Here is a 24,797-nt window from a genome sequence, read left to right on the forward strand (position 1 = left end):
GGCTGCCCGGATCAAAACGTCACGCTCGCGCCCAGCGTGAACAGCCGGCCAAGGCGATACTGATTGATGTCGACGCGGTTGCCGCCTGCGAAGGTCTGGAATTCCTGATAGCGCGTGCCGGTCAGGTTGCGCATCTCGGCCTTGATCTCGACCTTCTTGCTCAGGAAATCGACCGTCTGGCGCGCGACGAAGTCGAGGCGGATGCCGGGCTTCTCGATGATGTCGGGCTGGAAACCCGCACCACCCAGCAGCGCCGGGCCGCGATTGGTGACGCGCTCGCTGGCGTAGTTGAACAGCAAGGTCGCCTGCGTGCCATTGTCCTTGTCCTCGAACCCGAGTTGCAGGTTGACGAGATGGTCGGACTGGCCGGTCAGCGGCGCGCCGTTGCGGAACAGGCTGGCGGCGGGCGCGAAGTTGGTCGGGCAGCCGCCGAGTGTCGTACCCTCCAGCACGCCGGGGACGCAGGTGCGGTCGGCGGTGAGCGCCGAATGTGTCCAGGTGTAGTTGGCGATCACGACCGCGCGCTTGCCCGCCATGCCTTCGGCGATAAAGTCGAGCGGGATGTACTTCTGCACCTCGATCTCCGCGCCGTACAATTTGGCGCGCGGCAGATTGGTGAAGCCGGTCTGCAGGCGCGCGTCCGGGGTCGGGAAGAAACCGACCTGCTCGATCGGATTGTCGATGCGCTTGTAGAAGCCGGCCAGCGTGATCCGCTGGTCACGCGCGAAGAACCATTCGTAGCGCGCCTCGAGATTGTACAGCTCCGAGTCCTTCAGGCGCGGGTTGCCGAAGAACAGCCGGTCCGATTCGAAATCGCGGAAGGCCTGCGGCGCGAGTTCACGGAACTGCGGGCGCGCCAGCGTCTTCGACGCGGCGAGGCGCAGCTGCATGTCCTGCGCGAAATTCCACGTCAGCGTAGCGCCGGGGAGGAAATAGTCGTTCTTCAGCCGCGTCCCGGTGGCGTTGACCGGCGTCACGGTCTGCGTCGCGGTTTCGTAGCGGACGCCGACGATCGCGCGGACGCCGTCGAACGCCTCGGCCTCGGCCTGCACATAACCGGCATGGACGCGCAGCAGCGCGTCATAGGCGTAGGAGCCATTCTGGCCAGCGTCGAAGCGCATCTGCACCGCGGTCTGCGCCGGATCGCCCGCGCCCGGCACCGGGCACCCGTTCACCACGTCCGGCCCCAGCAGGTAGTCCGGGCGCAACAGGTTGCACGGGAACGGGATCGCACCGCCCAGGGCCGTCTGATAGACGAACGGCAGGCGCGTCGAGGTGCGGTCGTTGTCCGAATAATAATAGCCGGCCGACAGCGTCAGCGGGCGTTCGCCCTGGAACTTGTACGCGACGTCGGCCTGCCCCGAGTAGAGGTTCTCGTTCAGCTCGCTGAACACGACCGTCGCGAAGCGATCGAAGGCGTTGGTCGCCTGCCACACGCCCGGGCAGGTCACGCCGCGGTCGCTGGCGGGTGCGTTGCTCAGGTCGGCGCTGAGCGAAGTGTTGCAATTGTAGATGAACTGCCGCTCATACGGCGAGTTACGCTGCGTATTGGCATAGGCGCCGCGCACGTCGACCGACAGGCCGTCGATCGGCTTGAACTCGCCGACCAGTTGCGTCTCGATCAGCTTGCGCTCGAACCAATTGGTGTTCTGCTGAAACAGCGGGTTGCCGCTGGAATTGTTGTAGACGGTCGCCGCCGATGCACGCCCCTGCTTCAACGTGTCGTGGATGTAGACGTTGGTCCAGCGCACGCGGTTCTCGCCGAACTCCGCGCCGAAGCCGAGCAGACCGTTCACGATCGCGCGATTGTCGGTGATGACAGTCGCAAAGTCGTTGCGGATCGTGCCGTCGTCGCTGATCGTATCCTGCTGGATCGCGTCGCGGGTACGCCAGTTGTTCGACACGCCGATGCTGCCGATCAGGCCGACGCGCGTCGCGCCGAGGTCGCCGGTCACGCCGAGATCGAGGCTGCCCGAATAGTTCGCCGGAATGTCGCTGTTGCGCTGGAGCAACGTGGTGCGCGCGTTCGACATCTGGAGCACCTGCGCGGGCAGGATCACGCCGGTGCCGGTCGGCGCCTGCTTGATGAAGCTCGGCACGTTGCGCTCGCCACCGTCATAGCCAAGCCAGTCGGTCTTCGAGCCAAAATAGGTATAGCCGAGCCGGCCCGTCGTCTCCGTGTCGATCCCGCCCGACGCACCGACGGTGAGAAAATTCTCGTCCGGGATCGCCTTGGTCGTCAGATTGATGACGCCGCCGCCGAATTCGCCGGGATAGTTCACCGAATAGGTCTTCTGCACCAGCGCGGAGCCGACCACCGTGGTCGGGAAGATGTCGAGCGGAACGGTGCGGCGCAGCGGCTCGGGGCTGGGCAGCGGCGAACCGTTGAGCAGCGCCGAGGAATAGCGGTCGCCGAGACCGCGCACGAAGACATAGCCGTTGCCGACCACCGAAAGGCCGGTGACGCGCGTCAGCGCGCCCGCGATGTCGCCCTCGCCGGTCCGCGCGATGTCGGCGCTCGACAGCACGTTGACGACCTGCGCGGTGGCACGGACCGCATTGGGAATGTTTCGGCCGACGACGACGATGTCGCCAGCGGTGCTGGCATCGACACCGGGAGCCGAAATCTCCGCCTGATCGTCAGCGGTGCCGGGCACGGCATCCTGCGTCGCCTCGGCCTGCTGTGCGGTCGAGGTCGCCGGCCCAGGCGAGGTGGTGCTGGTCTGCGGCGGCCCGGCGGGCGAGGACGGAGCCGGAGCGACCTGCGCAAGCGCCGCGGGGGCGACCAGCGTGGTCGTCAGAAGAAGAAGCGTGGCAAGGGTGCGCTGGCGCATGTCGAATTCCAGTCTGGTTCTAAAAAAGCGGGCCCGGGTGGCGCGATCAGGCGCTCCCCGGGCTCCGCCGAGCATCACGAGGGGCTAGTTGCGCCTCAGCGGCCCTGGCACTGGAAGTAGACCGAGTTGAAGGTCGGCGGCCCGACGTCCTGCAGCGCGCTGTTCGCCGGACGGATGGTGCTGCGCTCGTCTCCGGTCGCAGCACGGGTCGTGTTGCTCTCGGTGACCTGGTTGCCGGCGATGATGTTGAGGCACGCCTCGCCCGACGGGGTCTTCACCACGCCGTTGACGAAGGCGAAGTCGGCGCCGCCGCGCAGACGGATCCCGGCGAGCGGGTTCTGCGTCGACGCGGTCTGGATGAAGGTGAAATTGGCGTAGCGGCCATAGGTGCGCGGCAGCAGATCCTCGGCACCGTTCGAGTCGATCTCGGTCGCGAAGGAGTCGTTGGTCGCGCCGTTCGCCTTCTGCGCGGCGATGATGAACTGCATGAACCCGCGCCAACCGTTGTCGACGTCGAACCCGTCGTCATCGGCTCCGGTCACGACGAAATACTTCAGATTGGTGGTGCCGCCGAAGATCTCGATGCCGTCGTCGGCCGAATTGTGGCTCTGGACGTGATCGATCGTGGTGCCCGAACCGGTGCCGCCCAGCGTCAGGCCCTGCAGTTCGTTCCCCTCGCTGATCGCGATGCCGGTGTAGCGGATCTGGACGTACTGCATTGTCCCCGAGCTGTCGGCCTGGTTCGTGCCGCCGTAGAAGCGGCCGGTGACGCCCTCGATCGCCTGCTGGCAACTCGTCGACGAGCCGTTCGCGTCGTTCGGACCGGTGCCGGCCGCGCAGACCGCGGTCGGCGCACGACCGAGCAGGATCACCCCGCCCCAGAGGCCCTGCGACGAGTCGGACACGCCATTGCTCGCCAGGTTCTGCTGCGCGGTGAAGATGATGGGCGCGTCGGCGGTGCCGACCGCGTTGATGCGGCTGCCGCGGTTGACCAGCAGCAGGTCGTTTGAGGTCTCGCTCGAGTCAGCGGCGATCACCACGCCGGGTGCGATCGTCAGCGTCACCGCTGTGGTGCCGTTGCCGATCTCGGTCTGGCCGCGCAGGCGGTAGAACACGCCCGGGATCTTGGGCAACGTCAGGTCGGTGAGGATCTGGATCTGACCGTTCGCGTCCGTACCCGACGGCAGGCGACAGGCGCGGAAGGTCTGCACCAGACCGTCGTCGATCGTGCCGGTCGGGCAGGCGGCGGTCGAACCGCCGCTGCCGATCGACGGCACCGCGGTGCATGCCGTGCTGTTGAGGAACGTCGCGCTCGAGGAATTGCACGTCCAGCCCGAGAAGGCATTGTCGTTCGGACCGCTGAGCGCGCCGACGAAGCTGGTGTTCTGGATGAAGGCGGTGTTGCCCAGCACCGTCTGCGGGTTGCTGGCGGTGGCGAGCGAGGTGCCGCTGACCGGGTACACGCCGCTGAGCGTCGTGCCGAAACCGTTGACGTTGTTGTTGGTGCCGGCGTTGACCAGAGCGAGCTGCTCGTCCGACGTGATCGTCACGCCCGACTGCGTGAAGGGAGCGGCGAACTGCGCGGCGGTCAGCGGAGTCGGCGTCGCGGTGCCGGTCGGCGTCGGGGTGGGCGTGGGCTGGTTGATGGTGATCGGGATACTGCCCGCGCCGGGTGAAGCGACATCGTCCGCGCCGCACGACGCCAGAAACAGGGCGGCACTGGATGCCAGCATAATATGGCTGCGGCGGCTGAAGCTGACCATGAACTCACTCCCTTCGAGATGCGGACCCTGTCCCAAGGCCCAGATCCGAGTCGGACCTGACTGTCCGCTCGATCGTCGAGAGCGCCGCTAGTCCGTGAAAATGACGGCTGCATGCGATTCAGAAGACGTTTGCATGACGCGATCGTTACGATTGCGTGACATGCCCAAAGATGGGACGCTTCGAACGTCGCCATCGATCAACTACTTACGCCATTCACGCGCCGGCGGAAATGCGGACGAGCAGGTCTTTGCGATGATTGTCAGGTCACAGGCTCCAGGATACCGGCTGCGCGGGGATGACGTGAGTGGGGCCGAGACGCGAAAAGCCCCGCCGGTCGCGTGACCGGCAGGGCTTTTCGTGAACCGGATGGTGGGCGCGACAGGGATTGAACCTGTGACCCCACCCGTGTGAAGGGTGTGCTCTACCGCTGAGCTACGCGCCCATCCGTTGGCGGAGCGGGGCAATTACGCAAGCCCCCCCGCCCTGTCCAGAGCAAATTCGCATCAGTTCAGCGAATCCTTGAGCACCTTTCCGGCCTTGAACTTCGGCTGGCTCGACGCCTTGATCGTCATCGGCTCGCCGGTGCGGGGGTTGCGTCCGGTCGAAGCCTTGCGCTTGCTGACCGCGAAGGTGCCGAAGCCGACCAGACGGACTTCGTCCCCCTTCTTCAGGCATGCCGAGATGGTGTCGAACACCGCCTCCACCGCGCGGCTCGCCTCATTCTTCCCCAGTCCGGCGGCCGTCGCGACCTGCGCGATCAGTTCCTGCTTGTTCATCCCGCAAAACCCCACTTTCATAAGTCATTACATAACTGGAATGGATTCGCGGATCGAGAGCCGCATCCGGCCATTAACGCGCCCCCCTACCGCTGAGTCAAACGAAACCGCCGCACCGAAATGTCGATGCGGCGGTCGTGGTCGCCTGACAATCTAACTGAATTAATGGTGCAATTCGCCGCCCACCGGCGTGATGGGTGCCGGCGGAAGCGCAGCCAGCTCGTCGGCCTCGGTCCAGTCGATCGCCTCCAGCGGGCGCACCAGCGCGAGCCGCAAGACCTCGTCGACGTGGGCGACCGGCACGATCTTCAGCCCATCACGGATGTTCTGCGGGATCTCGGCGAGATCCTTCTCATTCTCCTTGGGGATCAGCACCGTCTCGATCCCGCCGCGCAGCGCGGCGAGCAGCTTCTCCTTGAGCCCGCCGATCGGCAGCACGCGCCCGCGCAGCGTGACCTCCCCGGTCATCGCGACTTCCTTGCGGACCGGAATGCCGGTCAGCGTCGAGACGATCGAGGTGACCAACCCGATGCCCGCCGACGGGCCATCCTTGGGCACCGCGCCTTCGGGCAGGTGGATGTGGATGTCCTTGCGGTGGAACAGGCTGGGCTTGATCCCGAACGACGGCGAGCGCGCCTGGACGAACGAGAAAGCGGCCTGCACCGATTCCTTCATCACGTCGCCCAGCTTGCCAGTGACCTTCGCCTGTCCCTTTCCGGGAACAGTAACGCTTTCAATCGTCAGCAATTCGCCGCCGACCTCGGTCCAGGCGAGCCCGGTAACGCCGCCGATCTGGTCCTCGGTTTCCGACAGGCCGTGCCGGAATTTCTGCACGCCGGCGAAGTCCGACAGATTATCCGGTGTGATCGTGACGCTCTCCGCCTTGCCCTCAAGGATCTGGCGCAGCGCCTTGCGGCACAGCTTGGCCAGCTCGCGCTCCAGCGTGCGGACGCCCGCCTCGCGGGTATAGCGCTGGATCAGCGCGCGCAGCCCCTCGTTGGTGAGCGTGAACTCGCCCGGCTTGAGCCCGTGCGCCTCGATCTGCTTGGCGACCAGGTGCCGCTCGGCGATCTCGACCTTCTCGTCCTCGGTGTATCCCTCCAGCCGGATGATCTCCATACGGTCGAGCAGCGGCTGCGGCAGGTTGAGCGAATTGGCGGTGCAGACGAACATCACGTCCGAGAGGTCGATGTCGATCTCCAGATAATGATCGTTGAACTTGGCGTTCTGCTCCGGGTCGAGCACTTCCAGCAGCGCCGAGGCGGGGTCGCCACGGAAATCCTGGCCGAGCTTGTCGATCTCGTCGAGCAGGAACAAAGGATTGCTGGCACCGGCCTTCTTGAGGTTCGTCACCACCTTGCCCGGCAGCGAGCCGATGTACGTGCGACGGTGGCCGCGGATCTCGGCCTCGTCGCGCACGCCGCCCAGCGACTGGCGGATGAACTCGCGCCCGGTCGCCTTGGCGATCGACTTGCCGAGCGACGTCTTGCCGACGCCGGGCGGGCCGACGAGGCACAGGATCGGCCCCTTCAGCTTGTTGGTGCGCGCCTGGACCGCGAGATATTCGACGATCCGGTCCTTGACCTTCTCCAGCGCGTAATGATCCTCGTTGAGGATCGCCTCGGCGGCGGGGATGTCCTTCTTGATCTTGCTCTTCTTGCCCCACGGCAGCCCGAGCAGCACGTCGAGATAGTTGCGCACCACCGTCGCCTCGGCGCTCATCGGCGCCATCGTCTTGAGCTTCTTCAGCTCGGCGGTCGCCTTGGTGCGCGCCTCCTTCGACAGCTTGAGCGTGGCGATCTTCTGGGTCAGCTCGGCGATCTCGTCGCCCTCGCCTTCCTCGCCCTCGTTGCCCAGCTCGCGCTGGATCGCCTTGAGCTGCTCGTTGAGATAATATTCGCGCTGCGTCTTCTCCATCTGACGCTTGACGCGGCTCTTGATCTTCTTCTCGACCTGCAGGACGCCAAGCTCGCCTTCCATCAGCGCATAGGCCATCTCGAGCCGCTTAAGCGGATCGGCCTCCATCAGCAGCGCCTGCTTCTCGGCGACCTTGACCTGGATGTTGCCGGCGACCGTGTCCGACAGCCGCGCGGCAATGTCGATCTCGCCGAGTTGCGCGGCCAGTTCGGCGGGCAGCTTGCGATTGAGCTTCGCGTAATTCTCGAATTGGTCGACGACCGAGCGCATCAGCGCGGCGACCTCCGGCCCCTCGACCTCGGCATCCAGCACCGGCTCGACGGTGGCAGTCAGATAGTCGCCGCTTTCCTCCAACGTCTCCAAGGTCGCGCGCGCCTTGCCCTCGACCAGCACGCGGACCGTGCCGTCCGGCAGCTTGAGCAATTGCAGGACGGTGGCGGTGACGCCCATCGAATACAGATCGTCACGCGCGGGATCATCCTCGGCCGGGTCGAGCTGCGCGACGAGGAAAATCTCCTTGTCGGCGGCCATCGCGGCTTCCAGCGCGGCGACCGACTTGTCGCGCCCGACGAACAGCGGCACGATCATATGCGGGAAGACGACGATGTCGCGAAGCGGCAGAACGGGGAAAGCAGACGTCATGGATACTCCGGTGCCGCCGGTCGGGGGCGGCCTACGCTCTTTATATGGTGCGTTGGCGCGCGGCATCAATCTTCTGCTCGCGCTCACGCTGCCTGCCCCGCTCGCCGCCGCGCAACTGCCCGGCAAGGGCGAGCCGCCGATCAGCGAGCAGACGCAGCTTTCGGGCGGCGTCCGCTCCAATGGACAGGCGGAGCTGGGCTTGCGATCCGCCGACCTTTCGTTCGCCCCAGATCCGGCCACGCGGCGGATGGTCGCGCGCGCGACGCTCGTCGTCACGGCGAAGCGGGACGTGACGGCGATCACGCTTGATCTCGATTCGAACTATCAGGTGCGATCGGTAACGGTCGACGGCAAACCGGTGCGCACGCAGCGACCGGACGGACGGATCGTCGTGCCGCGCGCACTGGCGCGGGGAAAGCAGGTGACGATCGCCATCGCCTATGACGGCACGCCGCACATCGCGGTCAACGCGCCGTGGGACGACGGGATGGTCTGGTCGCAGACGCCCGATGGCCGTCCATGGATCGCGAGCACGACCGAAGGCTACGGCTGCGACCTGCTGTGGCCGTGCCTCGACTTTCCGACTGGGGAGCCCGCGGAGGCAACGCTCCACATCACCGCGCCAAAGGGATTGAAGGCACCGTCGAACGGGCGGCTGCTGGGAGTCGATACACTGCCCGACGGGCGTACCGTGTGGCATTGGCGCGCGCGGCAGCCCAACACCTATGCGATCGCGATCAACATCGGGCCGTATGAGGTGGTCGAGGGCAGCTACAAGAGCCGTTTCGGCAACACGATCCCGCTGTTCTACTGGCATTTGCCCGGCGAGGGCGCGCAGGCGAAAAAGCTGTTCGACGAATTCGCGCCGACGCTCGACTTCTTCGAGAGCGTGATCGGCCCCTATCCGTTCGGCGACGAGAAGCTGGGCGTGGTCGAGACGCCGCACAAGGGCATGGAGCACCAGACGATCAACGCGTACGGCAATGGCTATGCCAAGGCCCCCGAGGGATTCGACTGGCTGTTCCACCACGAATTCAGCCACGAATGGTTCGCCAATCAGCTGACCGCCGCCAATTGGGACGATTACTGGCTGCACGAGGGGTTCGGCAGCTACATGCAGCCGCTCTACGGCCAGTGGCGCGAGGGAGACGCGCGCTATGCGGTGATGCTGGAGGCGCAGCGCAATCAGATCACCAACCGCGCCCCGATCGTCCGCGACCGCGTGCTGACCGAGGAAGAGGTCTATGAGCCGAGCAAGGGCGGCGCGGGCACCGACATCTATTACAAGGGATCGTGGACGCTCCATACGCTGCGCTGGCTGATCGGCGATCAGGCGTTCTTCGACTCGGTGCGGCGGATGGTCTATGGGCGGCGCGATCCGAAGCCGGGCAATTTCACGCCGCGCTACGGCTCGACCCGCGAGTTCGAGGCAATCGTCCGCGAGGAGAGCGGGCGCGACCTGTCGTGGTTCTTCGACACCTATCTGCGCGATCGTGCGTTGCCCGAGCTGGTGACGACGCGCGACGGCGACACGCTTCGGCTCAGCTGGCGGACAGAGCGCGGGCGTGTGTTCGCGATGCCGGTCGAGCTGACCGTCGATGGCGTGGCGCGTCGAGTCGAGATGCCGGGCGGCGCGGCGACGGTCGAGGTGCCGGCGGGCGCACATGTGGTGATCGATCCGGCGGCGCGTATCCTGCGTCGGTCGGTGGCGGTGGAGGAGTATCAGCAATGGCGACAAGAGCAGCAGAAGTCCCGCTGACCGCGCGCGTCGCCGAGATGGCGGCGGTTTTCATGATCGGCGACGGGTTGCTCGGGCTGACGCAGACCGAGCGACATATTGATTTGTGGAAGGAGAACGCGCTGGGGGCAGAGCGGACCGTGCGGCCGTTCGTCGGACGGCCGGGACGGCGGAGGCTCTATGCGCTGGTGCAGATCGCCGCGGGGCTGGCGCTCGCGGCACGACAGCGGGGGTGACCTTCAAACGCTCGTTGTTGCGAGCGTAGCGAAGCAATGACGGGTCAGGGCACCACCGTGGTGAACAGATAGACCGCGAAGATCACCAGATGCACCGCGCCTTGCAGCACGGTGGTCCGCCCGGTGCCGAGCGAGATCGTCGCGATGAATAGTGACAGCGCCAGCAGGATGATCTTCATCGCGCTGAGCCCGAGCGCGAGCGGCAGGTCAAGGACAAGGCTGACGATCGCGACCGCCGGGATCGTGAGGCCGATCGTCGCCAGCGCCGAGCCGAGCGCGAGGTTGAGGCTGGTCTGGATGCGGTTGCGCGCCGCGGCGCGATAGGCGGCGAGGCTTTCGGGGGCGAGCACCAGCGCCGCGATGACGACGCCTACGACCGCGAGCGGCAGCCCGGCGCCGAGCACCGCTTCCTCGACGGTCTGCGACAGCGCCTTGGCGAGCAGCACCACCGCCACCAGCGCGATCAGCAGCGTGCCGAAGGCGACGGCGGTGCTGGCCCGGCTGGGCATGGCGGCGTGACCGTCTTCATCGCTCTGCTCGGGAAGGAAATATTCGCGGTGGCGCAAGGTCTGCACCATCACGAACACGCCGTAGAGGAACAGGCTGACCACCGCGACCAGCACCAGCTGCGAGGTGGCGTAATACGGACCCGGCGTGGTCAGCGTGTAATTGGGGAGCACCAGCGTCAGCACGGCGAGCGCGGCGAGGGTGCAGAGCGCGGCGCTGACCCCGCGCAACGTGAAGCGTTGCTCGCCGTGCCGAACGCCGCCGACCAACAGGCACAGCCCGATGATGCCGTTGAGAATGATCATGATGGCCGCAAAGACGGTGTCGCGCGCCAGCGCCGAGGCGTCGCCGGCGTCGGAGAGCATCAGCGAGACGATCAGCGAAACCTCGATCACGGTCACGGCGATGGCGAGCACCAGCGTGCCGAACGGCTCGCCGACGCGGTGCGCGACGACCTCGGCATGGTGGACCGCGGCGAGCACGCAGCCGAACAGCACGATCGTCGCGCCGATCGTGCCGGCCGGGCCGAGTTTGTAGAGCGACAGCAGCACAGTCAGCAGCCCGAGCGGCGGCATCGCCAGCGTCCATAGCGGCAGATCGAGACGGTGCAGAAGCGAACGGCGCACGTCGGCGGGCGGCAAAGCGTCGTCTTCGGGGGTCATGCGATCGGCGGGCTCCCTTCTCCCGACCAATGCATGAGGCGCGGACATGATCCACGGGTGTAACGATATCAGAGCGGCGACGGGCACTGCCGCGCATCACATCGCCGCCTCGCATCAAGTCCGGGGCGACGAAGGTGGAAGGAACTCATCCGTTCCCTCCACCCGCATCATCGGCTCAGGCGACCTCGCCGGCCTTCTTGCTCTTCTCGGCGTAGACGCGAACCGGGTCCTTGCGACCCTCGACCACGTCCTTGTCGATCATCACCTCGTCGACCGAGTCCATCCCCGGCAGGTCGAACATCGTATCGAGCAGGATGCCCTCGAGGATCGAGCGGAGCCCGCGCGCGCCGGTCTTGCGCTCGATCGCCTTCTTGGCGACCGTGGTCAGCGCGTCGTCGGTGAAGCCGAGCTTGACCTCCTCCATCTCGAACAGCTTCTGATACTGCTTGACCAGCGCGTTCTTCGGCTCGGACAGGATCTTGACCAGCGCCGGGATGTCAAGATCCTCCAGCGTCGCGATCACCGGCAGACGACCGACGAACTCGGGGATCAGCCCGAACTTGAGCAGATCCTCCGGCTCGGTCTGGCGCAGCACCTCGCCGGTGCGACGCTCCTCCGGGGTCGCGACATAGGCGCCGAAGCCGATCGACTTGCCCTGCAACCGGTCGCCGATGATCTTCTCGAGCCCCGAGAAGGCGCCGCCGCAAATGAACAGGATGTTCGTCGTGTCGACCTGCAGGAACTCCTGCTGCGGATGCTTGCGCCCGCCCTGCGGCGGCACGCTGGCGGTGGTGCCTTCCATCAGCTTGAGCAGCGCCTGCTGGACGCCCTCGCCCGACACATCGCGGGTAATCGAGGGATTCTCGGCCTTGCGGCTGATCTTGTCGATCTCGTCGATATAGACGATGCCGCGCTGCGCGCGCTCGACGTTGTAATCCGAGGCCTGAAGCAGCTTGAGGATGATGTTTTCGACATCCTCGCCGACATAGCCGGCCTCGGTCAGCGTCGTGGCGTCGGCCATCGTGAACGGCACGTCGAGGATGCGCGCCAGCGTCTGCGCGAGCAACGTCTTGCCGCAGCCGGTAGGACCGACGAGCAGGATGTTGCTCTTCGCCAGCTCGACATCGGCTCCCTTGGCGCCGTGGTTCAGCCGCTTGTAGTGGTTGTGGACCGCCACCGACAGCACGCGCTTCGCCTGCTTCTGCCCGATGACGTAATCGTCGAGCACGTCACAGATTTCCTGCGGGGTCGGCACGCCGCCGTCCTTCTTGGCGACCAGCGCGGACTTCGTCTCCTCGCGAATGATGTCGTTGCACAGCTCGACGCATTCGTCACAGATGAAGACGGTGGGTCCGGCGATCAGCTTGCGCACTTCGTGCTGCGACTTGCCGCAGAACGAGCAATACAGGGTGCTCTTGCTATCGCCGCCACTAAGTTTCGTCATTCAGTCCATCCTTCGTCGCGGATCATCGACCCGCCCTGTGCGCGGCGCAGGCTAACGCACCGCAGCTTAAGCAACAACGTACAAAGCGTCGTTGGCCGCCGCGCGGCGCGAAGGTCCCGCTTCACGCCGTCGCAACGTCCTATATCGAACGTCCCGCGACGGGCTTCAAGGGCAGGCCCGGCGCGGTTCGTCGCGAAGCGGTCATAGCAAGCAGGCGTAAGCAATTGGTATCGACGCGCGCCGTTCCGCGCGCGTCGCTGTCCCCAATCAGGCCGCGGCCGCGTCCTCGGCCGGCTGCGGACGCTTGTCGAACACCTGATCGATCAGGCCGAACTCCTTGGCCTCCTCCGCGCTCATGAACTTGTCGCGGTCCATGGCGTGCTCGATCTCGGCAAGCGGCTTGCCGGTGTACTTGGCGTACAGCGTGTTGAGGAAGTGGCGCATCCGCAGGATCTCGCGCGCCTGGATCTCGATGTCCGCAGCCATGCCCTGCGCGCCGCCCGACGGCTGGTGGATCATGATGCGGCTGTTGGTCAGCGCGACGCGCATTCCCGGCTCACCGCTGGCGAGCAGGAAGCTGCCCATCGACGCCGCCTGACCGATGCAGACCGTGCCGACGCGCGGACGGATGTACTGCATCGTGTCGTGGATCGCCATGCCCGCCGTGACGACACCGCCCGGCGAGTTGATGTACATGTAGATGTCCTTCTTCGGATTTTCCGACTCGAGGAACAGCAGCTGCGCGGTGATCAGGCTGGCCATGCCGTCCTCGACCCCGCCGGTCACGAACACGATCCGCTCGCGCAACAGACGCGAGAAGATGTCGAACGACCGCTCGCCGCGGTTCGACTGCTCGATCACGATCGGCACCAGCCCGGCCTGGGTCTGATGCAGCCCGAGCCCGGCGCTCGCCAGCTTGCCCGCGAAATCGCCGGTGTCGAACGGATTGTGCATGGAAACTCTCTTTTCGCTTAGGAAGAGCCGCAACATCGGTGCTTGTGCGAAACGGTTCAAGCCCCTTCGCTTGCCCGTCCCGGCGCGGGTAGTTGCAGATAGGCGAGCCGCCGCACCTCGCGCCGCCCGCGCACCACGGTGTCGAGGATCAACCCCGCGAAAAAGCACAGTGCCGCGAGGATGATGAGCCCGGTGACCAGGATCGCGGTCGGGAAGCGCGGGACGAGCCCGGTGTGCATGTAGGTGACGATCAGCGGCACCGCGAGGATCACCGCCAGCAACGCCAGCAATCCGCCGACCGCGCCGAAAAACCACAATGGCCGTTCGATCCGGTAGAGCGTCGCGATCGTTCCGACGATCCGCCATCCGTCGCGATAGGTGCTCAGCTTCGACACCGACCCTTCGGGGCGCGCGAAATAGGGCGTCTCGATCTCGCCGACCGGCATCTTGAGTTCCAGCGCGTGGACGCTGATCTCGGTTTCGATCTCGAACCCGACGGACAGCACCGGGAAGCTCTTGACGAACCGGCGCGAGAACACGCGATAGCCGGTCAGAATGTCGGTAAAGCTGCGCCCGAACAGCCGCGTCAGCATCCCGGTCAGCATCGCGTTGCCCAGCCTGTGCCCGCGGCGGTAGGCGGCGGCGGCTTCGCCGATCCGGCATCCCACCACCATATCGAGCTGCTCGTCCAGCATCCGCGCGACCAGCGCGGGGGCGGCGCTGGCGTCGTAGGTCGCGTCACCGTCGGCCATGACATAGACGTCGGCGTCGATGTCGGCGAACATTCGCCGCACCACCGCTCCCTTGCCCTGGATCCGCTCGGTTCGGACGATCGCGCCCGCCGCCGCTGCGCGCTCGCGCGTCTGATCGCGGCTGTTGTTGTCGTAAACGTAGACCTTTGCGTGAGGCAGTGCGGCACGGAACGACGCGACGGTCTGCGCGATCGCCGCCTCCTCGTTATAGCACGGCAACAGCACCGCGATCCGCGGACCCGGCATCACCGCAGCCCGTGCTCCACAGGCCGCGCCTGCCGGACGCGTAGCACCGCGACCAGCGCGAAGAACACCGGCAACCAGATCAGACGTCCCTGATAGCGATATTGTGGATCGGCGACCGCACCCCCGAAGAAGCAGCAAACCAACATCCCGATGCCGGTGATCACCAGCAGATTGCGCATCAACACATACGCCTCACGATCCCGCCGCGCGAGCATCGGCAGCGTCGCCGCCAGCGCGAGCAGCGAAGCGATGACCGCGGCATAGAGGATCGCGTTCATCAGGTCGCGCGGCCATGCGTTGCGACCCGACAGACTTTGCATGAATCGCGCGCGCACCACCGGCGGCAGGCTTTCCCAGCAAGTCGGTGCGGTACCGCAGCCTTGATTGAGCGCGTCATAGTCGATCCATAGCAATTGCTGGAGCGTGTTGCGCGCCGATGCGGTGATCTGCTCGACCGGATAGGCGCGCAGCACCGCTATCGCGAAGTCGACATCCTCTTCGCCCATGATCCGCCGCTGCTCGGGTGAGGCGAGCATATAGGCACCGTATTGCGGCTCGACCGAGAACAGCCACGCGGCATTGTTATAGGGCTTGCCCATCGGGATGCGGCATGCCGCGAAGCGGTTCCCGTCGCAGCCGGCCTCGATGAACTTCTGCCCCGGACCGTCGGCGTAGAAGCGCGAGGTGAGCAGCGGCAGCAACTGCGGCGCACGCCCGATCGCGATGCGGGTCGCCAGGGTGGTCGCCTGCAAGGCCAGCACCGCGACCACGATCGTCCCGATCGCGGCATACCAGGCGCGCGGCGGTGGACGCAGCCAGCCGAGCAGCCGCAGCAGCACCAGCGCACCGGTCATGCCGACGAGCATCGTCAGGTGGGTGAGATGCGCGATCGCTGACATCACCATTACCGCGACCAGGAAAGCGATCTGACAGCGCGACAGCCGCCCGGGCAGCGCGAGCAGCGCCAGCGCCAGCATCCCGAACGAGGCAAAGCCATCCGCGAGCAACATGCTGTTATACGTCGGCAGGCTGGTGGTGAGCGCGAGGGCCAACGTGACGAGCGTCACGATCCGGGCGCTCGCCAGATCGAAGCGACGCAGCACCATGATGATGAGCAAATAGGCGATCACCGCCTGAAGCAGCACGAACGGCCAGAACCAGCCGAGCACCCAGCCCGCGTAGATCAACGCCCCGATATAGGGCGAGCGCCCGCTCATCACGAGCCCGCTCTTCAGATCATTGGCGCTGGTGCGGTGGTCGGCCTCGGCGCTGGCGCTACCATTGGCAGAAGGCGCCTTCGCGGGGGTGGTAGGCGCCGGCTGCCCCGCCGGCAACTGCTCGGCATATCGCGCGGTCCACACGGTCGACACCGTCCGGCCAGAGGCGAGGTGTGCCGCCAGATCGGCGGCGCGGATGTAATTGGTGCTGTCCGGGAAAAAGAACGGCTGCCCGTTCACGATGCCGGTCCACATCAGCGCGAGCACGCAGACGACGTGGCGGACGATGTCGAGCGGGCGTGCACGACGGCCTCGCCCTACGGCGCTCCGCCGTTCGCCGTCGCCACTCATCGCCATGTCCATCGCAAGCCCCCTTGCCAACGCCCCAGGCGGCCGCGTCTAACACCCGGAAAGATGGGCGTCATCCGCCTTCATGTGCGACGATGGGACAGTCGGCGGCGCGCGGGCATCGCGGCGGTTTGAATCACCGCGAGGCCCGCGCGCCTGCCCGGCTTACTGGGCCTTCTTCGCGCGCGGCTTCTTGGCCGGCGCAGCATCCGCAGCCTGCGTGCCCTCGGCCGCCTCGGCGGCTTCCGGCGACGACTCGGCGACCTGCGTCTCGGCCTCGACCGGCGCGGCCGGCTTCTTGGCGCGCGGCTTCTTCGCGGGTGCCACTTCGGCCTCGCCCGCCGGCTCGGTCACGGCACCAGCGTCCTCGCCCTTGGCAACCGGCTTCTTGGCGGCAGCCTTTTTGGCGAGCTTCGCCTCGGCAGCGGCCTCGTCGCCCTCGGCGGCCGGCTCGACCTTCTTCTTGCCGCGGGTCTGCTTCGGCTTGTGGTTGTCGTGATCGTGGCTGTGCGTGCCGGTCGCGAAACCGTCCTCGCTCTCGATCGCGGCTTCCAGCTCTTCCTTGGTCGTCTCGCGCTCGGTGATCTCGGCCTTGTCGAACAGGAAGTCGACGACCTTGTCTTCGTACAGCGGCGCGCGGAGCTGCGCGGCGGCCATCGGGTCCTGCTGGACATACTGGATGAAGCGCTGACGATCCTCGGGGCCGTACTGCTGCGCCGCCTGCATCAGCAACCGCTGCATTTCCTGCTGCGTGACCTCGACGCCGTTCGCCTGACCGATCTCGCTCAGAAGCAGGCCCAGACGGACGCGCCGCTCGGCGATCTTGCGGTAATCGTCCCGCTCCTTCTCCATTTCGTCGAGCGCGGCCTGCGGATCGGGCTCGTGCGTCGCTTCGTGCTGGAGCTGCTGCCAGATCTGATTGAATTCAGCCTCTACCATCGACGGCGGCACTTCGAAGTCATGCCCCTCGGCCAGCTGGTCGAGCAGCTTGCGCTTCATATAGGTGCGCGTCAGGCCGTTGTTCTCCTGCTCGAACTGGCCCTTCACCAGCCCGCGGAGCTGCTCAAGGCTCTCCAGCCCGAGGCTCTTGGCCATCTCGTCGTCGATCTGGCTCTCGCCCGCGGTCTTCACCGACTTGATCGTCAGGTCGAAGGTCGCGTCCTGGCCGGCCAGTTCCTTGGCGCCGTAATCCTCGGGGAAGGTCACCTTGATCTGGCGCTCCTCGCCGGCCTTCGCGCCGACAACCTGCTCCTCGAAGCCAGGGATCAGGCGACCCGCGCCGATTTCGACCGCCATGTCGGTGCCGGTACCGCCGTCGAACGCCACGCCGTCAAGCGTCTTGCCAACGAAGTCCATGACGACCTGATCGCCGGTCTCGGCGGCCTTGTCACCCGCGTCTTCCCAGCGCTTGGCGCCGTCGGCGAAGCGCTTGAGCTGCTCGTCGATCGCCGATTCGTCGACCGGAACGGTAAGGCGCTCGAGCTTCAGACCCTCGATCGCGGGCGCCGGAACCTGCGGGAGCACTTCCAGCTCGACCTTCAGCTCGGCGTCCTTGCCCGACTCATAGCCTTCGACCAGCTCGACGCTCGGCTGCATCGCCGGACGAAGCTGCTTCTCGGCAATCAGCGCCTGAATGCCTTCCTGGATCGAGGTGTTCAGTGCGTCCTGCTCGATCGCGGGGCCGTGCATCTTCTTGACCAGATTGGTCGGTACCTTGCCCGGACGGAAGCCCGGCATCTTGATCTGCGGCGCAACGCGCTTCAGCTCGGCATCAACCCGCTTGGCGATGTCGCCGGCGGGGATCGTCAGGGTGAAGGCGCGCTTCAGGCCCTCGTTCAGCGTCTCGACAGTCTGCATTGGCCGCTTTCGTCAGAAGAATTTCGTTAGTGGTGGCAACCCCGCTTGCGCGGGGACTGGTGCGGGCGAAGGGAATCGAACCCCCACATCTTGCGATACCAGAACCTAAATCTGGCGCGTCTACCAGTTCCGCCACGCCCGCTAGTCGGACACCGCCGGTCGGCGGCATCTATACCGACGCGCGCGATGGGGCAAGCGGGCAACCCGTGCTTCGGCGGGGCGTTGGTGCCGTGAAGGAGAAAAAAGCCATGGCCACCAACCCCGGAGATATTCCCGCCGACGTGCCGCAGCCAACCCAGCCCGGCACGCCCGACACCCCGCCACCCGAAATCACGCCGCCCGGCCCCGACATCGACGTTCCCGCCCCCGGCGCACCGTCGCCCACGACGCCCAGCATCTGAAAGGCGCACGATCATGACCGACAAGACGATCGACCCGATCCCGAACCGCGATGACGAACGACCCGACATCCAGCAGGCGGTGGAGGCGCGCAGCGATGCAGTGGCGCGCGGCGAAGGCGGCAAGGAGCCGGCGCGCTTCACCGATACCGGCGAGTTCGACGGCAACAGCGGCACCGGCGGCGAGGTGAAAAATCAGGACCTGACGCAGCAATAGCCGGCGCGGCATTATCCCCCTTCACGCGCCGGCATCATCGGTCGAGGTCAGCGATCTACGGCGAAATCGAAGACGCGGGCGCTCATGACCCCATTCGTATAAAGCCCTGACCCCGAACCTGCCGACATCGAGTAGAGAAAGCCATATTCCCCCGGCGCTAGATCGGCGTCGGGGCGAACCCGGAACACGCCCGGCGCCACCCTGTCGTAACTGAAGGCAATGCGGTCCTTGTCCATGACACCGGTTTTCGAGCCGGCGATGTTGAAGCTTCCAACCCGGGCCTCACGTCGATTGTCCTTCACATCGAACCGGATGAGGCTGAATTCATTGGGCGACGTAATCGTCACGGCTGGTCCGGCCAGAAACGATCCTGTGTTCGCGCCGTGCGAGAGGCTGCTATTCGCCTCGTCAAAGTAGAAATAGAATTCCGGGCGTGCCGCGGCCGCATGAACCCGCGCATGGGCATTGGGGATCACGGACTTCATCTTGATCGACGCGAGGCCGCCGGTCATCATGTAGCCCAGCATTCCACCGGTCTTGGTCTGGTTCGCGGTTGTCGGATCGATCCTCGCCATCTGCGCCGCCGTCTCCTGCCCGTTCAACAGGTAGATGCCGGCAGGATGAGGCACCCGCCAGTCAGGCGAGTCGATCGACGAAGCAGGCGCTCCGCCGGGAGCCGCGCTCGCGCTGGTCGCGAGCATTGCAGCGATGACGCCTGACGAAACGCCTTGCTGTTTCAGCGCAATGAGTTGCTCGGTGGATAGATCGAACTGACCCGGTGTCGCCTTGATCTTGGCGATCACCGCTTCGTCGCCCACCCCGGCCTTCACGAGCGTGACCACGGTGGCGTTGTTGAGCGTTTCAGCCAGAACAGCAGTCGGCAGCGCACACGCCAGCAACGCAGCGATAAGTCGTTTCATGATAAGATTCCCCCCTGTCGTCGATCGTCGACGAGGAGGAACTTAGCTGCTGGCCGCAAAGGCGCAAGCGGCGGCCCTGCACACCGGGTCGCTTACCCCAGGGCCTTCTTCAGCAGATCATTCACCACCGCCGGATTGGCCTTGCCGCCCATCGCCTTCATCGTCTGGCCGACGAAGAAGCCGAACAGCGCGACCTTGCCGCCGCGATATTGTTCGAGCTGGCCGGGGTTCTTCGCCAGCACGTCGGCGATCACCGCCTCGATCGCGCCGGTGTCGCTGGTCTGCTTGAGCCCACGCTCCTCGACGATCTTGCCCGGCGCGTCACCGGTTTCCAGCATCGCCTCGAATACCTGCTTGGCGAGGCTGCCCGACAGCGTGCCGTCGGCGACCAGCGCAAGCAATTCGGCAGCCTGCGCCGGCGTCACGGGGCTGTCGCCGATCGACCTGCCCAACCGATTGAGCGCGCCGAACAATTCGCTGCTGACCCAGTTCGCGGCGGCGACGGGCTTCGCGCCGGCATCGAGCAGCGCATCGAACCAGCGTGCGCTCTCGACCTCGGCGGTCAGCACCTGCGCGTTGTAGGGCGTGATCCCCAACCCCTCGTAGCGCGCGCGCTTGGCGTCGGGCAGTTCGGGCAGGCTGGCGCGGCACTCGTCGAGGAACGCCTCGTCGAGTTCGAGCGGGAGCAGATCGGGATCGGGAAAGTAGCGGTAATCGTGCGCGTCTTCCTTGGAGCGCATCGAGCGCGTCGTGCCGCTGTCCGGGTTGAACAGCCGCGTTTCCTGTACGATCGTGCCGCCGGCCTCGATCACCTCAACCTGCCGCGCCGCCTCATGCTCGATCGCCTGCATCACGAAGCGGATCGAGTTGACGTTCTTGGTCTCGGTACGGGTGCCGTATTCCTCGCCGGGCTTGCGCACCGAGACGTTGACGTCGGCGCGCATCGAGCCCTGGTCCATATTGCCGTCGCACGAGCCGACATAGCGCAGGATCGAGCGCAGCTTGGTCAGATACGCCCCCGCCTCGGCGGGCGAGCGCATGTCGGGGCGGCTGACGATTTCCATCAGCGCGACGCCCGAGCGGTTGAGGTCGACATAGGAGCGGGTCGGATGCTGATCGTGCATCAGCTTGCCGGCATCCTGCTCGACGTGGATGCGCTCGACACCGATCGTCTTGGTATCGTCGCCGACCTCGATCTCGATCGCGCCCTCGCCGACCAGCGGGTGATAAAGCTGTGAGATCTGATAGCCCTGCGGCAAATCGGCGTAGAAATAGTTCTTGCGATCGAACCGCGACCATTTGTTGATCTGCGCATCGATCGCCATGCCGGTGCGCACCGCCTGGCGGATGCACTCGCGGTTCGGGACCGGCAGCATCCCCGGCATCGCAGCATCGACCAGCGACACCTGCGTGTTCGGCTCCGCGCCAAAGGCAGTGGCGGCGCCCGAGAACAATTTGGCGTTCGTCGTCACCTGCGCATGGACTTCGAGGCCGATCACGACCTCCCATTCGCCAGTGTCGCCCTTGATGCGGAACGAGGTGGATGCGTCAGCCATATTTCGTCTTTCTTACCACCATTTAGCCGGTCGCGCCGTGAAGCCCGCGCGTTCCTCGATCGCCAGGGCGGCGTTGAGGACACCCTGTTCGTCGAGCGGTTGGCCGATGATCTGAAGCCCGAGCGGCAGGCCTGACGCATCGACGCCGCCCGGTACGCTCATCGCGGGCAGGCCGGCGAGGCTGGAGGGAACCGTGAATACGTCGTTGAGATACATGGCCAAAGGATCGGCCGACTTCTCACCGAGCGCAAACGCAGCCGAAGGTGCGGTCGGGGTCAGGAGCACGTCGCAGACCTCCCAGGCACGCTCGAAATCGCGCGCGATCAGCGTGCGGACCTTCTGCGCCTGCGTGTAATAGGCGTCATAGAAGCCGGCAGAGAGGACGTAGGTGCCGATCAGGATACGGCGCTTGACCTCGTCGCCGAAACCTTCGGCGCGCGTCCGTGCGTACATTTCCTGCAAATTAGCCCCGTCCGGAAGGTCGCGGAGCCCGTATCGCACGCCATCGTAGCGCGCGAGGTTCGACGAAGCCTCCGCCGGTGCGATAATGTAGTAAGCGGGCAGCGCGTACCGGGTGTGCGGCAGCGAGACGTCGACGATCTCGGCGCCGGCGTCCTTCAGCCACGCGATCCCCTGCTGCCAGAGCGCCTCGATCTCGGCGGGCATGCCGTCGACGCGATATTCCTTGGGAATGCCGACGCGCTTGCCGGCGAGCGAGCCGTTGAGCTGCCCCTCCCAGTTCGGCACCGGCAGGTCGAGCGACGTAGCGTCCTTCGCGTCGAAGCCGGCCATCGCCTCCAGCATGATCGCGCAGTCGCGGACGTCGCGCGCCATCGGCCCGGCCTGATCGAGCGACGAGGCGAAGGCGATCGTGCCCCAGCGCGAGCAGCGGCCGTAGGTCGGCTTGATCCCCGAGATGCCGACGAACGCCGCCGGCTGGCGGATCGAGCCGCCGGTGTCGGTGCCGGTCGCGCCCGGCGCGATGCGCGCCGCGACCGCCGAGGACGAACCGCCCGAAGAGCCGCCCGGCGCGAGCGGCGCGTTGCCGCCGTCATTGCGCCGCCACGGGCTGATGACGTTGCCGAAATAGCTGGTCTCGTTCGACGAGCCCATCGCGAACTGGTCGAGGTTCAGCTTGCCGAGCATCCCCGCGCCGGCGTTCCACAGGTTCTGCGAAACGGTCGACTCATATTCGGGCGTAAAGCCTTCGAGGATGTGGCTGGCTGCGGTCGTCGGCACGCCCTTGGTGCAGAACAGGTCCTTCATGCCGATCGGCACGCCGGCCATCGGCTTCAGCGTCTCGCCCGCCGCGCGGGCCTTGTCGGCGGCGTCGGCGGCGGCGAGCGCGTGCTCGGGGGTTTCGACGAGGAAGGCGTTGAGCGGCTTCGCGGCGGCGACCGCGGCGTTGAACGCCTCGGCCACTTCGCGCGCGGAGAAGTCGCCGTCGCGGACGCCGTTACGGATCGCGGCGATGCCCAGATCGGTGAGTGCGGTCATTATTCGATCACCTTGGGCACAGTGAAGAAGCCATGTTCGGCCTGCGGCGCGTTGGCGAGCACCGCATCGCGGACCCCGCCGTCGGTGACGACGTCGTCGCGCAGCCGCAGCTTGTTGGCAATGACGGCGGTCATCGGCTCGACCCCGGCGGTATCGACTTCGCCAAGCTGCTCGATCCAGTCGAGGATGTTGCCGAGTTCGGGCGCGAGCCGGGCGGCTTCGTCGTCGGTGATGGCGATGCGGGCGAGGCCGGCGATGCGCCTGACGGTTGCGGTGTCAACGGACATGCCGCCGCCGCTACCACCCGGCGGCCCGATCTTGCAACACGCCTCGCACGGTTGCGTATGGCGCATTCCTCAGGCACCAGCTTTACGGTTGCGGACGCGGCGCTTTTGCCGCACCGCACAATGGTGACGCACATTTGGCCCGCAAATTCCTCTATATCGTCGTCGCATTGATCGTGCTGGCGACTGCGGCTGCCTTTGCCTATCGCCTGTGGGGCGTCGGGATGATGCGGATGGCGATGGTGCCGGGCGAGTCGTTCCGTGACCAGAAACACCTGACCGCAAAGGAATACGCGCCGGATACGATGTGGCTGGCGCGACCGGCGCTGGCCCGGAATCCGGCCCTGTGGACCCCGCCCGGCTATGCGCCGCGCAAGGCCCCCGGCGGCGCGGCGGTGTTCTTCATCCACCCGACCTCGTACCTCAACCGCGCGCACTGGAACGCGCCGCTGACCGACGAGGAGGCCAACAATCGCGCCGCCTTGTTCCTGCGCGGGCAGGCCAGCGCCTTCAACGCGGCGGGCGAGATCTGGGCGCCGCGTTACCGCCAGGCGACGTTCGGCGCGTTCCTGACCGACCAGCGCGCCGCCGAACAGGCGCTGGCGCTGGCCTATGGCGACATCCTCGCGGCGTTCGATGCCTTTCTGGCCGAGGCCGGGCCGACGCGCCCGATCATCCTCGCCGGGCACAGCCAGGGCGCGCTGCACCTGACGCATCTGCTCAAGGATCGTGTCGCGGGCACGCCGCTGGCGAAGCGGATCGTCGCGGCCTATGTGGTCGGCTGGCCGGTGTCGACGAGCAACGATCTGCCCGCGCTCGGGCTGCCGGCGTGCGAACGCGCCGACCAGCGCGGCTGCGTGCTGTCGTGGCAGACGTTCGCCGAGCCCGCCGATCCGTCGCTGATCCTCGACAATTACGACCGCTCGACCGGGTTCGACGGCAAGCCGCGGCGCGGGACGCAGATGTTGTGCACCAACCCGCTGACCGGCACGCCGAACGCTTCCGCGCCGACGAGCGCCAATCTGGGGACGCTGTTCCCCAATGCGGCGATGAGCGAGGCGCGGATCGAGCCGGGGCGGATCGGCGCGCATTGCGGCGGACGCGGGCTGCTGCTGATCGGTTCGCCGCCGGATGTCGGACCCTACACGCTGCCGGGCAACAATTACCACGTCTACGATTACAGCCTGTTCTGGGCGAACGTCCGCGCGGATGCGGCGCGGCGGCTGGCGGCGGCGGCATGATCGTCACCGAGGCGGCGGCGTTCCGCGCGTTGCTGCCGGAGGGCGGGCGATTGCTGGGGCTGGATGTCGGGACCAAGACGGTCGGCACGGCGCTGTGCGACGCGGGGTGGAGCTTCGCGAGCCCGGCGCAGTTGATCCGGCGTGCCAAGTTCACGGCGGACAAGGCGGCGTTGGCTTCGCTATCGCAGGCGCAGCAGGTGCGCGGCTGGGTGATCGGGTTGCCGCTCAATCTCGACGGGACCGAGAGCCCGCGCACCCAGTCGACGCGAGCGTTCGCGCGCAACTGCCGCGACACCGGGCTGCCGATCCTGTTGTGGGACGAGCGCTGGTCGACGGTCGCGGCGGAGCGCGCGCTGATCGAGCAGGACTTCAGCCGCGCCAAGCGGGCCGAGCGGATCGACAACCATGCCGCTGCGCATATCCTGCAGGCGGCGATCGACGCGCTGGTGGCGGTGGGGTGAACAGCCGGTCGTTAAGATGAGCCGGATAAGGTGAGTCGCATGTCTTCGACCCTCGCTCTCGCCGTTCTCGCATTCGCGGCAATTAACCTGCTGACGATCTTCTGCTTCGCCGCAGACAAGCATGCAGCCGTGCATGATGAAGGGCGGACGCGTGAGTCGACGCTGCTATGGCTCACCGCGCTTGGCGGCAGCCCCGGTGCCTTCTGGGCGCGACAACGATATTGTCACAAAACACGCAAGCAGCCCTTCTCGCTTTATATGCAGTTGATCGCGATGGTTCAGGCCGGGACGCTGATTGGACTGGGGTCACTGTTGCTTTGACCCCGCTT

The 24,797-nt window shown here is 66.2% G+C and carries 21 protein-coding genes and 2 tRNA genes; 7 read left to right on the top strand and 16 right to left on the bottom strand.

Going from position 1 to position 24,797, the window contains the following annotated elements; genetic code table 11:
• Window positions 1–11 precede the first annotated feature (11 nt).
• The 5 genes from ACI2JO_RS02810 to lon form a co-directional block, all read right to left on the bottom strand.
• Window positions 12–2,834, bottom strand: coding sequence for a TonB-dependent receptor domain-containing protein (locus ACI2JO_RS02810; RefSeq protein WP_404719227.1), 2,823 nt, complete (start codon window positions 2,832–2,834; stop codon window positions 12–14).
• Between the two features lie 95 nt (window positions 2,835–2,929).
• Complete coding sequence (locus ACI2JO_RS02815; RefSeq protein ID WP_404719228.1) at window positions 2,930–4,597, bottom strand: hypothetical protein; 1,668 nt, start codon at window positions 4,595–4,597, stop codon at window positions 2,930–2,932.
• A gap of 368 nt (window positions 4,598–4,965) precedes the next feature.
• A tRNA-Val gene (locus ACI2JO_RS02820) sits at window positions 4,966–5,040 on the bottom strand.
• 61 nt (window positions 5,041–5,101) lie between these two features.
• The gene (locus ACI2JO_RS02825; RefSeq protein ID WP_028965329.1) at window positions 5,102–5,374 is read right to left on the bottom strand and encodes an HU family DNA-binding protein; all 273 of its coding nucleotides are present in this window, start codon (window positions 5,372–5,374) and stop codon (window positions 5,102–5,104) included.
• Window positions 5,375–5,536: 162 nt separating this feature from the next.
• A complete protein-coding gene (gene lon, locus ACI2JO_RS02830; RefSeq protein ID WP_404719229.1) occupies window positions 5,537–7,933 on the bottom strand; it encodes an endopeptidase La in 2,397 nt (798 codons plus the stop codon).
• Between lon and ACI2JO_RS02835 the strand changes: the two genes are divergently transcribed.
• Window positions 7,932–9,692 carry a M1 family metallopeptidase gene (locus ACI2JO_RS02835; RefSeq protein ID WP_404719230.1) on the top strand — a complete coding sequence of 587 codons (1,761 nt, stop codon included), beginning with the start codon at window positions 7,932–7,934 and terminating at the stop codon, window positions 9,690–9,692. The two genes, lon and ACI2JO_RS02835, sit on opposite strands and share 2 nt — an antisense overlap.
• Window positions 9,662–9,907, top strand: a complete 246-nt coding sequence (locus tag ACI2JO_RS02840) for a hypothetical protein (RefSeq protein WP_404719231.1) — start codon at window positions 9,662–9,664, stop codon at window positions 9,905–9,907. The genes ACI2JO_RS02835 and ACI2JO_RS02840 overlap by 31 nt, the downstream gene beginning before the upstream one ends.
• Before the next feature lie 44 nt (window positions 9,908–9,951).
• Here the strand turns inward: ACI2JO_RS02840 and ACI2JO_RS02845 are convergent, their stop codons facing one another.
• From ACI2JO_RS02845 to ACI2JO_RS02875, 7 genes are all read right to left on the bottom strand, one after another.
• Window positions 9,952–11,076, bottom strand: a complete 1,125-nt coding sequence (locus ACI2JO_RS02845) for a calcium:proton antiporter (protein WP_404719232.1) — start codon at window positions 11,074–11,076, stop codon at window positions 9,952–9,954.
• A 175-nt stretch (window positions 11,077–11,251) separates the two neighbouring features.
• Entirely contained in the window at window positions 11,252–12,520 is a 1,269-nt protein-coding gene (clpX, locus tag ACI2JO_RS02850) for an ATP-dependent Clp protease ATP-binding subunit ClpX (protein ID WP_404719233.1), read from the bottom strand.
• A gap of 267 nt (window positions 12,521–12,787) precedes the next feature.
• Window positions 12,788–13,474: an ATP-dependent Clp protease proteolytic subunit gene (locus ACI2JO_RS02855; protein WP_404719234.1), complete on the bottom strand. Its 687-nt coding sequence runs from the start codon at window positions 13,472–13,474 to the stop codon at window positions 12,788–12,790.
• A 56-nt stretch (window positions 13,475–13,530) separates the two neighbouring features.
• Window positions 13,531–14,472, bottom strand: a complete 942-nt coding sequence (locus tag ACI2JO_RS02860; protein ID WP_404719235.1) for a glycosyltransferase family 2 protein — start codon at window positions 14,470–14,472, stop codon at window positions 13,531–13,533.
• The gene (locus tag ACI2JO_RS02865; RefSeq protein ID WP_404719236.1) at window positions 14,472–16,052 is read right to left on the bottom strand and encodes a hypothetical protein; all 1,581 of its coding nucleotides are present in this window, start codon (window positions 16,050–16,052) and stop codon (window positions 14,472–14,474) included. Before ACI2JO_RS02865 ends, ACI2JO_RS02860 begins: the two co-directional genes overlap by 1 nt.
• Before the next feature lie 150 nt (window positions 16,053–16,202).
• On the bottom strand, window positions 16,203–17,894 hold the full coding sequence (tig, locus tag ACI2JO_RS02870; RefSeq protein WP_404719237.1) for a trigger factor: 1,692 nt from the start codon (window positions 17,892–17,894) through the stop codon (window positions 16,203–16,205).
• Between the two features lie 57 nt (window positions 17,895–17,951).
• Window positions 17,952–18,036, bottom strand: a tRNA-Leu gene (locus tag ACI2JO_RS02875).
• Between the two features lie 106 nt (window positions 18,037–18,142).
• Here ACI2JO_RS02875 and ACI2JO_RS02880 point away from each other — a divergent pair.
• Window positions 18,143–18,295: a hypothetical protein gene (locus ACI2JO_RS02880; protein WP_404719238.1), complete on the top strand. Its 153-nt coding sequence runs from the start codon at window positions 18,143–18,145 to the stop codon at window positions 18,293–18,295.
• A 13-nt stretch (window positions 18,296–18,308) separates the two neighbouring features.
• Window positions 18,309–18,509, top strand: a complete 201-nt coding sequence (locus tag ACI2JO_RS02885; protein ID WP_404719239.1) for a hypothetical protein — start codon at window positions 18,309–18,311, stop codon at window positions 18,507–18,509.
• Window positions 18,510–18,556: 47 nt separating this feature from the next.
• Here ACI2JO_RS02885 and ACI2JO_RS02890 read toward each other — a convergent pair whose 3' ends face one another.
• From ACI2JO_RS02890 to gatC, 4 genes are all read right to left on the bottom strand, one after another.
• Window positions 18,557–19,429: a hypothetical protein gene (locus ACI2JO_RS02890; protein WP_404719240.1), complete on the bottom strand. Its 873-nt coding sequence runs from the start codon at window positions 19,427–19,429 to the stop codon at window positions 18,557–18,559.
• 92 nt (window positions 19,430–19,521) lie between these two features.
• Entirely contained in the window at window positions 19,522–20,985 is a 1,464-nt protein-coding gene (gene gatB, locus ACI2JO_RS02895; protein WP_404719241.1) for an Asp-tRNA(Asn)/Glu-tRNA(Gln) amidotransferase subunit GatB, read from the bottom strand.
• Window positions 20,986–20,997: 12 nt separating this feature from the next.
• Window positions 20,998–22,482, bottom strand: a complete 1,485-nt coding sequence (gatA, locus tag ACI2JO_RS02900; protein WP_404719242.1) for an Asp-tRNA(Asn)/Glu-tRNA(Gln) amidotransferase subunit GatA — start codon at window positions 22,480–22,482, stop codon at window positions 20,998–21,000.
• Window positions 22,482–22,769 (bottom strand): Asp-tRNA(Asn)/Glu-tRNA(Gln) amidotransferase subunit GatC, encoded by a 288-nt coding sequence (gene gatC, locus ACI2JO_RS02905; RefSeq protein WP_404719243.1) that lies wholly within the window; start codon window positions 22,767–22,769, stop codon window positions 22,482–22,484. The genes gatA and gatC overlap by 1 nt, the downstream gene beginning before the upstream one ends.
• 134 nt (window positions 22,770–22,903) lie before the next feature.
• Here gatC and ACI2JO_RS02910 point away from each other — a divergent pair, with 134 nt between their 5' ends.
• The 3 genes from ACI2JO_RS02910 to ACI2JO_RS02920 are packed head-to-tail and all read left to right on the top strand — an operon-like array spanning window position 22,904 to window position 24,789.
• A complete protein-coding gene (locus tag ACI2JO_RS02910) occupies window positions 22,904–24,007 on the top strand; it encodes a DUF3089 domain-containing protein (RefSeq protein ID WP_404719244.1) in 1,104 nt (367 codons plus the stop codon).
• On the top strand, window positions 24,004–24,468 hold the full coding sequence (ruvX, locus tag ACI2JO_RS02915; protein ID WP_404719245.1) for a Holliday junction resolvase RuvX: 465 nt from the start codon (window positions 24,004–24,006) through the stop codon (window positions 24,466–24,468). Before ACI2JO_RS02910 ends, ruvX begins: the two co-directional genes overlap by 4 nt.
• A 39-nt stretch (window positions 24,469–24,507) precedes the next feature.
• Window positions 24,508–24,789: a DUF1294 domain-containing protein gene (locus ACI2JO_RS02920; RefSeq protein ID WP_404719246.1), complete on the top strand. Its 282-nt coding sequence runs from the start codon at window positions 24,508–24,510 to the stop codon at window positions 24,787–24,789.
• The last annotated feature ends 8 nt before the right edge of the window (window positions 24,790–24,797 follow it).

It is taken from the genome of Sphingomonas sp. NPDC079357, assembly GCF_044901155.1.
GTDB lineage: Bacteria > Pseudomonadota > Alphaproteobacteria > Sphingomonadales > Sphingomonadaceae > Sphingomonas.